Here is a 13,806-nt window from a genome sequence, read left to right on the forward strand (position 1 = left end):
AACGCTTTTTTTATGTCTTATAGATATTAATACTAGTGTTACTTCTTATACTTATCATTAAGTCCTTTCGCCTCTAGTATTAAAGGAATCGCTTTCTCTATTCTGCTAATTTTAGTTTTCTCTTGTTTAGCATGTTCGAAGTGTTCGATATATTCTTTCTGCTTATAAGGAGTTAATGTTTTAAAAGCCTTAGCTAGTATTTGGTCATTAGTCATATAAGAGTTAAAGAGAGTAGACTCTAATGGTTTTACTTCCTGTGGTTCTAGAGTAAGACCTTTTCTTTCGACTTCTATTGCTTCATTTATGTACTGTGCTAATAGATTACTATCTAATTCATCTAAGGAGGTCAGTCGCCATTGACGCAGTAGTTTAGTTTTTCCCTCTTGAGCATTAATAAGTACATTGTTAGAATCTTTTAAGAATACACCTTTGTAAAACCAAATAGCTACATAGTTCTTAAATCCGCCTACAGCAACTACTTTCGCGTTACCTAAACAATAAACTTTAGTACCCCATTTTATCTGTGGAACTAATTCAGTTTGATCAAAAATTGATTCTATAAAGGTTATTTCTTCATTCCAATTCATAAAAAAAGCTATCTAAAGTTAGATAGCAATTATAGTGAAAAAAGTCTTTGATTACTTTTTGATTTTATCGAAATGTGTGATTAAGTCAATTAACCTAGATGAATACCCAATCTCGTTATCATACCATCCTACTACCTTAACCATTTTGTCTAGTACAGAAGTTAGCTGTGAATCAAAAAGACAAGAGTTGGTATTGCCTAGTATATCTACAGATACGATAGGATCTGCGGTATAAGCTAAGATACCCTTTAGCTCTCCCTCTGCCGCTTTTTTAAAGGCAGCATTGATTTCATCAATACTTACTTTGCGTTCCACTATACATGTTATATCTGTCAGAGAACCATCAGGTACTGGTACACGGATACCACCACCACCTATTCTACCTTCGTATTCTGGGAATATCTTGCTAAGTGCCTTAGCTGCTCCAGTAGTAGTAGGTACTATAGATTGTGCAGCTCCTCTAGCTCTGCGTAAGTCTTTATGAGGTTGATCGTGAAGACTCTGATCTGTAGTGTATGAGTGTACTGTAGTGATATAAGCATGCTCTATACCACATAGTTCTTTAATCACTTTTACCATAGGAGCAGCATTATTAGTAGTACAGCTCGCGTTAGAGATGATAAGTTCTTCTCCAGTCAGTATATCTTGATTTACCCCTAATACTATTGTTTTAATGATGTTATCTTCAGGAGGTACAGATAGGATAACACGTTTAGCTCCTTGAGATATGTGCTCTTTTAGCAGTTCATACGTCTTTCTACGACCTGTAGCTTCTACCACATAGTCTATGTCTAAAGATTTCCAATCTAATCCATTAATCTCACTCTCTCTAAAGAAAGAAATCCTTTTATTATCAATAATGATATGATTATCATCGTAAGATACTTCCTTATTTAGTATACCATGGATACTGTCATATTTGACTAAGTGAGCCATAGTCTGAGTATCTGCTAGATCATTTATAGCGACTACTTCTATCGTAGGATGATCTAGTAAGAGTTTAAAAAGGTTTCGTCCAATACGACCAAAACCGTTTATTGCTATTTTTATTTTACTCATAAATGTAAAAAGAAGAAGGTCGCGGTAAACGCGACCTCATGTATATTATAAAAGGTGTTTTTGAGCTCTGTATGAAGAACGTACTAATGCACCACTCTCTACGTGTCTGAAGCCAAGTTCTAAACCTATCTTTTCGTATTTTTCGAATTGCTCAGGAGTGATAAACTCTTTTACAGGAAGGTGTTTTTTACTAGGTTGTAAATACTGTCCTATAGTAAGTACATCTAAGTTCACCGCTTTAAGGTCATGCATTGTTTGGATTACCTCTTCTTCTGTTTCTCCTAGTCCTAACATGATACCAGATTTAGTTCTGTTGATACCTTTTTCTTTTAAGTATCTAAGTACTTCTAAACTTCTATCATATTTAGCCTGAATACGCACTTCACGAGTAAGACGTCTTACAGTCTCCATATTATGAGATACGATCTCAGGATTAACTTCGATAATTCTATCTATATTTCTCTCTATTCCTTGGAAGTCTGGTATTAAAGTTTCCATAGTAGTACCAGGGCTGATTCTTCTTACTGCTTGTACAGTTTCTGCCCAGATAATAGATCCTCCATCTTTAAGGTCATCTCTATCCACACTAGTAATAACAGCATGTTTGATAGACATTAATTTGATAGATCGTGCTACTTTTTCTGGTTCATCCCAATCCACTGTTTCAGGACGTCCAGTTTTTACACCACAGAATCCACAAGAACGCGTACAGATATTACCTAATATCATAAATGTAGCAGTTCCTTCTCCCCAGCATTCTCCCATATTAGGACAACTTCCTGAAGTACAGATTGTGTTTAGTTTATACTTATCTACTAAACCTCTAAGTTCAGTGTACTTCTTTCCAGTCGGAAGCTTTACACGTAGCCACTTTGGTTTAGCTTTAGGTTCTATATTTGAGTCTAAGATTGTATCCATAGTATGATTTTATCAAAGTACAAATATACTTATTCTTAAGACTTTTCTTGTATTAATAAATGCTAAAAGTTGTTTGTACTTATTTTACCTCTGACTATCTGCTTTAAAGATTTTTGACTTATCTATAAAGTGTTTATTGTTTAGTACTTTATCAATTTTGTTAATAGTTAATCAACTGTATATTTTTGTCTCAGAATTATTTTAAAAAAATAGAAGTTTTTTTTTCTTTTTAGAGCCATTTTTTCTCTTTTTGATGGAGTATAGTAGAGTGTTTTTATCAGTTTTTTTAAATAACACTCATTAAGAGGTTGTTTTAGATGTCTTTTCTAAATTTTTAGAGGTACTTTTTTTTATTTGTTTTTTTGTAAAATATTGATTTTTAATGTTATATGTATTTTGTGGGTGTTTTAGTAAAAAATATATAGCCTCTCAATCCCTTATAAACAGGGCATTCAATGAGGTTTGTTGGACAGTTCTTGGAGAATACGCCGTGTTTAGTTGGCAAACGAGCTAGTTTGTCGAACAATTGTTCATGTATAGATGTCGTATTGTCCTAGATAGTGGCATACGTACGTATTTTAATAAATATCACAGATAGGTTTAGTAGATATTGATTTAGTGGAGATATTGAGGGGTAAGAGATATAAGATCCTAGATATAGATAAATAGATAAATAGGTAAAGATTGAGGTAAAATTGAGAGTGGCAATCTGTGTATTTAGTAAAAGATATAGTTATGAATATGTTTTACTTTAGTAAACCTTATAGGTTTTAGTACAGATTTATGAAAAAAGAAGATATCACAGTTATTAAACTGTTTTATTTGTTATTCTCTTGAAATAATAGACTAGAAACTCGAAATCAATAGTTTTGTAAATTCCTTAATTTTTAAGTAGTTCTAGGTAGGGTTTTATTATAATTTTTGGATTGATAAAAAAAGACTATTTTTATTATAGATAGAGCAAAAACTAGCGTATATACTTTCGTTTATTGAGTGAATATGAATTATTTAAAATAAAAAGTTTATTGCTGTCTATAATTTAGTTATTTGCAAAAAATAGGGGATAAATTTGTATAAACTATTGAGAAAATATATATTCGCTATTATTTATTTTACAACAAAATGGAAGATCAAATTAGAGAAACACCTGCTGACAAATGGATTGCAAATCCAGTGAGTAGATTTATGAGTAAATCTACGTCAGGTGGGGTAGTATTATTTTTAGCTGCTGTATTTGCTATTTTTATGGCTAATTCACAATGGGCAGATGCTTACATGAGTTTTTGGGATGATAACCATATAGGTTTTTCATTTAATGATATGGTGTTAAACCACTCTTTAAAACATTGGGTGAATGATGGTCTGATGGCTATTTTCTTCTTTGTGGTAGGATTAGAGTTAAAACGTGAGTTGACTACAGGAGAATTATCATCACCGAAGAAAGCGATGTTACCTATTATCGCTGCTATAGGTGGTATGGTGGTACCTGCTTTAATATACACTGTGTTTAATGGAGGTACGGATGCTGCACATGGATGGGGAATCCCGATGGCAACTGATATTGCTTTCGCATTAGGAGTATTATTCTTATTAGGAGATAAAGTACCTACATCATTAAAAGTGTTTTTGACAGCACTAGCTATTGCTGATGATTTAGGAGCAGTTATGGTTATCGCTATATTCTATACAAGTGATTTATCTATGCTAAATCTAGGAATGGGATTAGGGTTCTTCGGGCTGCTAATCTTAGGTAATTTAATAGGAATTAGAAATACACTTTACTATGCTATTATTGGTATTGGTGGAGTTTGGTTATGCTTCTTATTATCAGGAGTACACGCGACTATCGCTGCGGTATTAGCTGCTTTTGCTATCCCTAGTACTGCTAGAGTACACGAGTCTTACTTCGTGTCTAAATTAAATGCATTAAGAGATCGTTTTAGTAAAATAGATCCAGATGATAAAATTCCTAATCTTACTGGAGATCAGATGGAGTGTGTAGAGGATATTAGAGTGCTAGCATCTGATGCATTACCTGCATCTATTCGTTTAGAGCACAGTATGCATAACTTCGTTTCGTTCTTCGTTATGCCAGTATTTGCACTAGCTAATGCAGCTATTCCTATTCACTTAGGAGATGGAGGATTAAGTGCAGTTACTCTAGGTGTTGCTTTTGGTTTATTAGTAGGTAAGGTGTTAGGAGTAGCAGGATTGACAGGATTATTAATTAAGTTAAAAGTAGTGCCAATGCCTAAAGGAATGACTTACTTAAACTTATTAGGTCTAGGTTTCTTAGCTGCTATTGGATTTACAATGTCATTATTCGTTACAGAATTAGCATTTGATATTAACTTACATCCAGAGTTTCCTGATCAGGCTAAATTAGGTATTCTAATTGCTTCTGGTCTTGGAGGTATTATAGGGTATATCTTACTATCTATGTGTGGTAAGAAGACAGGAGTACAAGAAGAAGCGTAATTTTATTACAATAGATATAAGGCTCTGTGAAAGTTAATTTCACAGAGCCTTTTTTATTGGTTTAAATATAGTAGATGGTGTCTAACAAATACTATATTTGCAACTTAATTCAAAAACAGATACACAGAGTTACATGATTACAGTTAACGATATTTCAGTTCAGTTTGGTGGTACTACTTTATTTAGTGGTGTCAATTTTTCAATCAATGAAAACGACAAGATTGCTCTAATGGGAAAAAATGGAGCAGGAAAATCTACTTTATTAAAGATAGTAGCAGGTGAGAATAAACCGTCTTCAGGAGCTATTTCTGCACCTAAAGATGCTGTTATTGCTTATTTACCACAGCACTTATTGACAGCGGATAACTGTACAGTTATGGAGGAAGCTTCTAAAGCATATGCTCATATCTTCTCAATGAAGAAAGAGATAGATGACTTAAACGAAGAGTTGACTGTTCGTACAGATTATGAGAGTGATGCTTATATGAAACTTATAGAACGTGTATCTGAGTTAAGTGAAAAGTTCTATTCAATCGAAGAGGTTAATTATGAGGCAGAAGTAGAGAAAATCTTGAAAGGATTAGGATTCTTAAGAGAAGACTTTACACGTCCTACTTCAGAGTTTAGTGGAGGATGGAGAATGCGTATTGAGTTAGCTAAGATCTTATTGCAAAAGCCTGATTTAATTCTATTAGATGAGCCTACTAACCACATGGATATTGAGAGTATCGAATGGTTAGAAGATTTCTTAATTAATTCGGCTAAGGCTGTTATGGTAATCTCTCACGACCGTGCATTCGTAGATAATATTACTAATCGTACGATAGAGGTGACTATGGGTAAAATCTATGATTATAAAGCGAAGTACTCTGATTATTTAGTATTACGTCAGGATAGACGTGCACATCAATTAAAAGCTTATGAAGAGCAACAAAAGATGATTGCAGAGAATACAGAGTTCATTGAGCGTTTTAAAGGAACTTATTCTAAGACTTTACAAGTTCAGTCTCGTGTGAAGATGTTAGAGAAACTGGAGATTATAGAAGTAGATGAAGTAGATAACTCTGCATTAAGACTAAAGTTTCCACCAGCACCTCGTTCTGGTCAGTATCCTGTAATTGTAAAAGAATTGTCTAAATCTTATGGTGATCATGTAGTATTTAAGGATGCTAATATGGTAATCGAAAGAGGACAAAAGGTAGCTTTCGTAGGAAAGAATGGTGAAGGTAAGTCTACTATGATTAAAGCTATTATGAAAGAGATCGACTTCCAAGGAGAAGTAGAAATAGGACATAATATTCAGATTGGTTATTTTGCACAAAATCAGGCTTCATTGTTAGATGAGAATATCACTATTTTTGAAACTGTAGATAGAATTGCAGAAGGAGATATCAGAACTCAGATTAAGAATATCTTAGGAGCCTTTATGTTTGCTGGGGATGATATTCAGAAAAAAGTAAAAGTGTTATCTGGAGGAGAGAAAACTCGTCTAGCTATGGTTAAGTTATTATTAGAGCCTTATAACTTATTGATTCTGGATGAGCCTACGAACCACTTAGATATGAAAACTAAAGATATCATTAAGGATGCCTTACGTGAGTTTGAAGGAACAGTAATCTTAGTATCTCACGACCGTGACTTCTTAGATGGGTTAGCAGAGAAGGTATTTGAGTTTGGTAACAAGCGAGTGAAGGAACACTTCGAAGATATCAGAGGTTTCTTAGCACATAAGAAAATGGAAAACTTAAGAGAAATCGAAAAGTAATATATACTAAAGAGTAGTCGTTAGGCTACTCTTTTTTTATTTGTATTTAGTAGAGATTTTATATGTCTGTTTATGTGGCATATATTTTGTGCATTTAATACTCGTATGTTTTAACCCAGATTCCGCATTAGCCCAATACTATGAATTAATTCTACTTTATATCTCTATCACTTTTTCTAAAACCATGCTATAGTATGCTTTTTTCATAAGTTCAGAGCTATTTTGTATAATGAACTCTCGTTAATTGGTCTATCGCACAATCTGGGTTTAATAACTAATGATTTACTTTAAGTACTCTTATACGACTTGTTATAGCGTTTTATACAGTTATAGGGTGTATAAGGCGCTGTCATCTGATAGGTATGATAAAAAGTGACGAAAGTTAGTGTTAGATTATAATAAAAAGCTTTAAATTTATAGGTAATTTTAGGTAAAATATAATATTTAAAGTATAGTCTATATATTTGCAATAATATAAAAAGAAGCTATGTTAATGAAAGGATCAAATTTTAAGAATTATCTTTCAATTATGGGAGGAGTACTATTCTGTTTTGGTATATCTAGCTCAGTTTATGCCCAAGAGGGGATGTCATTCACTGATGCTTATAATAAGATGTATCAAGATAATAGTCTAATAAAAGCAGTAGAGAAACAAGAAGAGATACATCACTATAAATGGGAAGCAATGAAAGGGTTGCGATATCCTTCTATCCGTGCATTCGGTGGAGGAGTGTACGTAGGGCGTTCATTGGGATTTGATTTAAATGGATTAAAGAATGGTATAGGAGACTTTATTCACCTACCTAACCCTGATATATTGGGGAATTGGTCTATGTCATTTAATAAACGCGATATGGCTTTCGGTGGATTTATGGCTACATGGCCTTTATATACTGGAGGTAAAATAAATGCAGCTATAAAAGCACACGAGATAGAAAGTAAGATAGGTGAGAAGGATCTAGAAAAGACAAAGAACAAATTAATTACTGAATTAGCACAGCGTTATTACTCGGTAAAGTTAGCTGAAGAAGCTGTGATAGTACGTCAATCTGTTTTAGAAGGTATGAATAAGCATTTACACGATGCTACTAAACTGGAAGAAAACGGTATGATAGCTGCAGTAGAGAAGATGAGTGCAGATGTAGCAGTGTCAGAGGCTAATAGACAGTTAGACGGAGCATTAAAGGATGCTAAACTAGCTAGATTAGCTTTAGCTAATACTTTAGAAGTAGATGAAGTAACGGATAAGTTAGGAAGTGATTTCTTCTCTGTATCACAGTTAGAGGATGTGGGGTTCTTTCAAGAATCAGCAATAGAGAATTATCCTGACTTACAGAAATTAGTACTTCAAAAAGAATTAGCAGATCAAGGAGTAAAGGTTAAACAATCTGCTAATTATCCTACTGTATTTGGTTTTGGACAAACTATTTTGGCACATAATAATCCAATTCTGTTAGGAGAAAAAGACAATAAACCTTGGATAGTAGGGATAGGAGTTACATATACTTTATTCGAAGGATTTAAGAATAGAAACGAGATAAAGGCAGCTAAAGCAACTAGAGAAAGTGTCGAATTGTTTGAAGCTAAAGCTAAAAGCGATGTGAAGATGTTAGTAGCTAAGCTGTACCACGATATACAGAAGCAAGAAGATCAGATAAAAAATCTGAATGTTCAAGAGAAGTTAGCTGTGGAATATCTTCGCGTTAGAACTAAAGCTTTCTCTGAAGGTTTTGCTACTTCTACAGAAGTAGTCGATGCTGAGATGAATTTATCAGGAGTTAGACTGATGAAGTTACAAGCTAATTATAATTATGCGGTAGGTGTAGCATCGTTATTCGAAGTTGCAGGATTAAGTCAAGAGTTTTTACAATACACAAAATAATATAAGCTTTAAAAGATGAAGAATAAAGTAGTAAGTGCAATAGTTGCTATCGTAATAGTACTTTTAATTTTGATAATTTCACTGTGGTATATGAGTGCTCCTACGGAGTCTTATATTCAAGGACAGACAGAGGCTACACAAATTAATGTGGCATCTAAGATACCTGGACGTGTAGAAGACGTTTTAGTGAAAGAAGGACAACAAGTTAAAGCTGGAGATATATTACTAAGAATTAGTACTCCTGAAATAGATGCTAAATTATTACAAGCCGAGTCTGCTAAGAAAGCTGCTCAAGCTATGGATGATAAAGCTAATAAAGGAGCTAGAGGTGAAGAGGTATCAGCTACTTATAATATGTGGCAACAGGCTAAAGCTGGTGCTGAGTTAGCTGAAAAAACGTATAATCGTGTAGAAAACTTATATAAAGAGAAAGTAGTGCCTGCTCAAAAAAGAGATGAGGCTTATACACAATATAAGGCTTCTCAAGAAGTAGAGAAAGCAGCTTATGCTAAGTATCAAATGGTACAGAAAGGTGCTCGTGTAGAAGATAAAGCTGCTGCTCTAGCTATGGTAGGACAGGCACAAGGTGCGGTAAATGAGGTGCTATCTCTAAAAGGTGAAGGTGAGGTAAAAGCTCCACAGGCTGGAGAGGTACTGACTATTATGCCTAACAAAGGAGAAATAGTAAACTCTGGGTATCCTGTGGTAAACCTAGTGGATTTATCTGATGTATGGGTGTACTTTAATATCAAAGAAAACTTAATGCCTAAGTTTAAAATGGGAACAAAGTTTATGGCTAAATTTCCAGCATTAGGAGAAGAATTAGTAGAACTAGAAGTAAAATATATCGCTGCTCAAGGTGACTATGCAACATGGACTGCAACTAAAACTAAAGGTGACTTTGATATGAAAACATTCCAAATAAAGGCTTATCCTACTAAAAAAGTAGAAGGGTTAAGACCTGGAATGAGTGCATTAGTATTAGAAAGTAGTTTGAAATAATCAGTTTAATGGCAAAAAAAGGTTTTTTATCTATATTTAAAGAAGAGTGTTATAGGATATTCTCTTCACCAAGACTATTGGTCTTGATGATAGGAGTACCTGTTATGCTATTCTACTTCTATTTTTCATTGTTAAGTCAGGGAGTTTCTAGAGATTTACCTGTTACTCTGTTGGATCTAGATAAAAGTAAATTATCACGTCAGCTAGGTCGAATGATAGATGCCACTTCGAGTATGGATATTGCGTACGAAGTGAGTGATGAATTAGAAGGACAAAAGACTATTAGAAGAGGAGATTCTTTTGCGTTAATTATTATTCCTAAAGATTTTCAAAAGAATATACAGAAGAGTGTTTATACTAATGTGTTATGTTATTATAACGGACAGTATTTATTACCAGCTGGTTTAATACAGAGAGACTTTCAGATGGCAGCAGGAAGCTTTGCTGCTGGGGCTAAAATTATGAATTTACAACAGAGTGGACTTATGGCAGATCAAGCTGTTGCTACTGTTGTTCCTACAGGTACTAATAGTCATGTACTGTATAATCCTTATACGAGTTATGGTTATTATCTAAATGTAGCATTTATGCCTATGTCTTTTCAGATTATTATTATGGTAATTTCTATCTATGCTTTTGGTTCTGTGCTGAAGTATAATAGAGGAAAGGAATTATTAGAACAGAGTGATGATAGGATATTTGTAGCTATTATAGCTAGGATACTACCTTATACACTTGTGTTCTGTCTGTTAGGATTATTAATGAATTCACTGTTGTATTATAAGATAGGTGTACCTTTTAGAGGTAATTTCTTTGTGGTAAACTTATTTTTCTGCTCATTCGTAGTTGTTAGTCAGAGTATGGCATTCTTTATGGCATCTATTATGTCTAGTATGCGTACTGCTCTAACTATAGGAGGTTCATATTCTGCATTAGCATTTTCGTTTGCTGGGTATACTTTCCCTCCAGAAGGAATGAGTGCATTTACAAGAGGATTGAATTATATTTTCCCATTCCATTCATATATGCGATTTACGGTTGACTATGCGATTAGAGGGATCCAGTACAATAGTATACAACAGAATTATATAATCACAATGGCTGTATTCGTATGCCTTGGTGCATTGTGTATTCCGTTGTATTATAAAAAGTTGAAGAAAGGAGGTTATAATGTTGAGAAACTTGATTAGTAATTTAGCTTTAATAATAGAGGCTTGTAAACGAGAGTTTAAACTTATATTCTCTGACTCGGCAGTGGTAATGTCTTATATGTTATCTGTGATGCTAGTTGGGTTCTTCTACTCTTATGTGTATTCACATGAGACATTTGATGATTTACCTATAGCAATCGTAGATAATGACCAAGCAAAATTAGGGCAACAGGTAGGAAGAATGATAGATGCTACACATCAGTTAAAGGTAGTATATAAGACTTCTGACTTTGATGCGGCTAAAGAAATATATGACAAAGGTGATATCCGTGGTATAATAACTATACCTAAGGACTTTACTAAAGATATGCAAAAAGGTAAGGTACCTTCTATATCAGTGTATGCTGATGCTTCTTATATGCTCTATTATAAGCAGACGATAGGTGCAGTGATGGTATCTATGGGAACATTTAATGCACAAGTGGAGGTAAATAAAGCTATGGCTAATAGTACTCCTATGGATCAAGCTGTAGCCACAAGAAGACCTTTTAATGTAACGGCTGTTCCGCTGTATAATATAAACGTAGGATATGCTACGTTCTTAATGCCTGTAGTATTTATCATAGCATTACAGACTCTGCAGCTAACAGCTATGGGAATTATGGGGGGGACACTTAGAGAAAGTGGCCGTTTTGCTCAGGTATTTGCGTATGCAGAAAAGAGACGATTTGGAAATGTCTTCTTGACATTTGGTAGAAGTCTTGCTTACTTAGTTATTTCGATGGTATTACTTCTTATAGAAGTACTAATAGTATTACATGTGTATAACTTGCCTCAAAGAGGTAAACTAATTGAAATTATCGTATTTCTAATACCAGTAATACTAGCTATAACATTCTTAGGAATGGGGTTAGTGAACTTCTTTAAAAGAAGAGAAGATGCTATTATGAGTGTAACTGTGTTTTCGATACCCGCTTTAATGATAAGTGGTACATCGTGGCCTACAATTGCTTTTCCGGCGTGGATAGAAAATATATCTGTATTAGCACCTAGTACATTAGGAGTGAAGGGATTTGTCTCGTTAACTCAGTTTGGAGCATCACTATCAGAAATTAATGATGTCTTTATAAAAATGTGGGGGCTTTGTATTTTTTATTTTATATTTGCAGTCTGGACCAACAGAAGATTCAGAAGAGAAGAAAACAAATAATTCAATATAGCTTTAGAGCTTAAACGAAAAAGCAGAAGTAATTTTACTTCTGCTTTTTTATTTAGTATTATCAGCTTTATTAGTATTTTAAGTTAGGGTATTGCTCTATTAATTTTTCTTTAAAGCTTATTCCCATTACTCTACATTTACCTAAAATATCAACTATCGATGATGATGCATCTGATAAAGGAATACCTTGTGTGCCTTTAGTTATGCGGTCAAATAAGATAATTTCTACATTCTTACCATCGCTCTCATAGATTAGTTTTTTAGAAACTTTATCTCCAACAGTTGATTGTATTCTAGAGGTTTTATCAACTGCACTTAAATCTGTGATTTTAGCACGCTGTAGTTGTCCTCTAGTTAGAGTGAATAAGCTAGAAAGTTCTCCTTCTTGAAAAAATACATAATGTAGATCCTCCCCTGTAAGAACTAAATAGGCTGCATTATCTGCTTGTGTATATGTAGCACGTACTCCTATTAAACTGTACCCAATTACTTTTAATCCTGTTATTAATGTGCTTTTTGTTTTAGCAGTTAAGTTTGTTAAGTAAGCACATTCTGTAAAAGCATCAATTGTTTGATTAGGGAATTTATTGTTTAAAGGACTGAAAATTCGTTGAAGCAATTCTGCTTTAAATTCTTCGCTTTTAGCTACCATTTCAGGTGTTTCATAATTCTTTGTAGTTTTTTTCTGTTTATTACGGATATAGAACATATAACCGTATGAACCACCAAATACCACTACAATGAAAATAATTAAAATTGGATCCATCTTTTAATACTTTAGTTTTTATTAATGTTTTAATTGTTAAAATTAACTAAAAAGTATTTTATTTAATGGTGTTTTTAGTGTTTTGTATTGATTATTTTTAATTAATTATATTAGTTTTTGATAGATAGTTTGTAAATACCTGATTTGTTAGTATCGTTATCAGGATCTTCACATAATAAGAATTCTAAGTTCTTTCCTTCTTGACTGTATAGAGTAAGCCCTTCGAATTTATGTGTTTCACTTACTGTAATTGTTTTTTCTACTTTTAGTTTATCTAGATTTATACGGCCTAGTATAGTTCCTTTTATTTCACCATCTGCGTAAGTAGAGTTACTGTCTTCGGCAGCTGCTAAGAAGTATATCTTATCTTCTACTTTTATTGCATCAGTAAAGCTAGTCTGTACTTTGTTTAATTTAGGAAGCTTTATAGGTGTATAAGTAAGTTGAAAGTCGTTAAGGATGTTATTACCTTTAACTACAAATATACCATTGGCTTTCTTAGGACCATTACCTCTATTAAAGAAGTACCAAAGTTCGTTGTCATAAATAACGCCTTCTATATTAAAATCTTCGTCTGATAGATTAGCAAAGCTTTTCATAGAAGCATATAGTATGTCTAATTCATTCTCTGATATTACTTCGTTCGTAAGTTTGTTTACTTCTACTAGTTTTATGCGGTTAGGTTTAGATCCAGAGCCAAAGATGTAGTAATTCACACCATCTGTAGTGATAGCTTCATAATCTGGCTTAGCTGCTTTATATATATTGTCTTCACCAATATTATCAAGTGATAAAGGTGTTTTATATAGATGTTGTTGTTCTATGTTATAGTGATAGAAGTTGGTAGAGTTGTCTGATATTAGATGAATTTGGTTATCGTCATATACTAGACCTGAGGCAGCTCCAATACCTAATAATTGGAAAAGAAGTTCTAATGCAATTTGTTTCATGAATAAATGTTTGTTTTAATGCAGAGCAA

11 protein-coding genes are annotated in these 13,806 nt (G+C 33.5%); 6 read left to right on the plus strand and 5 right to left on the minus strand.

The window, feature by feature from the left end; genetic code table 11:
• Window positions 1-38: 38 nt before the first annotated feature.
• The 3 genes from BMX53_RS12070 to lipA are packed head-to-tail and all read right to left on the minus strand — an operon-like array spanning window position 39 to window position 2,564.
• Complete coding sequence (locus BMX53_RS12070; protein ID WP_074746564.1) at window positions 39-587, minus strand: YdeI/OmpD-associated family protein; 549 nt, start codon at window positions 585-587, stop codon at window positions 39-41.
• 51 nt (window positions 588-638) lie between these two features.
• Window positions 639-1,646, minus strand: a complete 1,008-nt coding sequence (gene gap / locus BMX53_RS12075; protein WP_074746566.1) for a type I glyceraldehyde-3-phosphate dehydrogenase — start codon at window positions 1,644-1,646, stop codon at window positions 639-641.
• Between the two features lie 45 nt (window positions 1,647-1,691).
• Complete coding sequence (gene lipA, locus BMX53_RS12080; protein WP_038985873.1) at window positions 1,692-2,564, minus strand: lipoyl synthase; 873 nt, start codon at window positions 2,562-2,564, stop codon at window positions 1,692-1,694.
• Between the two features lie 1,122 nt (window positions 2,565-3,686).
• Between lipA and nhaA the strand changes: the two genes are divergently transcribed.
• From nhaA to BMX53_RS12110, 6 genes are all read left to right on the plus strand, one after another.
• Window positions 3,687-5,042 carry a Na+/H+ antiporter NhaA gene (nhaA, locus tag BMX53_RS12085; protein WP_038985874.1) on the plus strand — a complete coding sequence of 452 codons (1,356 nt, stop codon included), beginning with the start codon at window positions 3,687-3,689 and terminating at the stop codon, window positions 5,040-5,042.
• Between the two features lie 133 nt (window positions 5,043-5,175).
• Window positions 5,176-6,807: an ABC-F family ATP-binding cassette domain-containing protein gene (locus tag BMX53_RS12090; protein ID WP_038985875.1), complete on the plus strand. Its 1,632-nt coding sequence runs from the start codon at window positions 5,176-5,178 to the stop codon at window positions 6,805-6,807.
• 493 nt (window positions 6,808-7,300) lie between these two features.
• Window positions 7,301-8,689 (plus strand): TolC family protein, encoded by a 1,389-nt coding sequence (locus BMX53_RS12095; protein ID WP_244154505.1) that lies wholly within the window; start codon window positions 7,301-7,303, stop codon window positions 8,687-8,689.
• A gap of 15 nt (window positions 8,690-8,704) precedes the next feature.
• Complete coding sequence (locus tag BMX53_RS12100) at window positions 8,705-9,691, plus strand: HlyD family secretion protein (RefSeq protein ID WP_038985877.1); 987 nt, start codon at window positions 8,705-8,707, stop codon at window positions 9,689-9,691.
• An 8-nt stretch (window positions 9,692-9,699) separates the two neighbouring features.
• Window positions 9,700-10,881 carry an ABC transporter permease gene (locus tag BMX53_RS12105; protein WP_038985878.1) on the plus strand — a complete coding sequence of 394 codons (1,182 nt, stop codon included), beginning with the start codon at window positions 9,700-9,702 and terminating at the stop codon, window positions 10,879-10,881.
• Entirely contained in the window at window positions 10,862-12,052 is a 1,191-nt protein-coding gene (locus BMX53_RS12110; protein ID WP_244154506.1) for an ABC transporter permease, read from the plus strand. The genes BMX53_RS12105 and BMX53_RS12110 overlap by 20 nt, the downstream gene beginning before the upstream one ends.
• Before the next feature lie 79 nt (window positions 12,053-12,131).
• Here BMX53_RS12110 and BMX53_RS12115 read toward each other — a convergent pair whose 3' ends face one another.
• Together BMX53_RS12115 and BMX53_RS12120 are read right to left on the minus strand one after the other, a co-directional pair.
• A complete protein-coding gene (locus BMX53_RS12115) occupies window positions 12,132-12,827 on the minus strand; it encodes a hypothetical protein (protein ID WP_038985880.1) in 696 nt (231 codons plus the stop codon).
• Window positions 12,828-12,937: 110 nt separating this feature from the next.
• Window positions 12,938-13,777, minus strand: a complete 840-nt coding sequence (locus tag BMX53_RS12120) for a DUF6929 family protein (RefSeq protein ID WP_038985881.1) — start codon at window positions 13,775-13,777, stop codon at window positions 12,938-12,940.
• Between the last annotated feature and the right edge of the window lie 29 nt (window positions 13,778-13,806).

Origin of the sequence: Myroides marinus (genome assembly GCF_900109075.1) — a bacterium.
Taxonomy (GTDB): domain Bacteria; phylum Bacteroidota; class Bacteroidia; order Flavobacteriales; family Flavobacteriaceae; genus Flavobacterium; species Flavobacterium marinum_A.

Coding starts and splice junctions, on each gene's coding strand:
- BMX53_RS12070 (WP_074746564.1), bottom strand. CDS start 587: ATGAATTGGAATGAAGAAATAACCTTTATAGAATCAATTTTTGATCAA.
- gap (WP_074746566.1), bottom strand. CDS start 1,646: ATGAGTAAAATAAAAATAGCAATAAACGGTTTTGGTCGTATTGGACGA.
- lipA (WP_038985873.1), bottom strand. CDS start 2,564: ATGGATACAATCTTAGACTCAAATATAGAACCTAAAGCTAAACCAAAG.
- nhaA (WP_038985874.1), top strand. CDS start 3,687: ATGGAAGATCAAATTAGAGAAACACCTGCTGACAAATGGATTGCAAAT.
- BMX53_RS12090 (WP_038985875.1), top strand. CDS start 5,176: ATGATTACAGTTAACGATATTTCAGTTCAGTTTGGTGGTACTACTTTA.
- BMX53_RS12095 (WP_244154505.1), top strand. CDS start 7,301: ATGAAAGGATCAAATTTTAAGAATTATCTTTCAATTATGGGAGGAGTA.
- BMX53_RS12100 (WP_038985877.1), top strand. CDS start 8,705: ATGAAGAATAAAGTAGTAAGTGCAATAGTTGCTATCGTAATAGTACTT.
- BMX53_RS12105 (WP_038985878.1), top strand. CDS start 9,700: ATGGCAAAAAAAGGTTTTTTATCTATATTTAAAGAAGAGTGTTATAGG.
- BMX53_RS12110 (WP_244154506.1), top strand. CDS start 10,862: ATGTTGAGAAACTTGATTAGTAATTTAGCTTTAATAATAGAGGCTTGT.
- BMX53_RS12115 (WP_038985880.1), bottom strand. CDS start 12,827: ATGGATCCAATTTTAATTATTTTCATTGTAGTGGTATTTGGTGGTTCA.
- BMX53_RS12120 (WP_038985881.1), bottom strand. CDS start 13,777: ATGAAACAAATTGCATTAGAACTTCTTTTCCAATTATTAGGTATTGGA.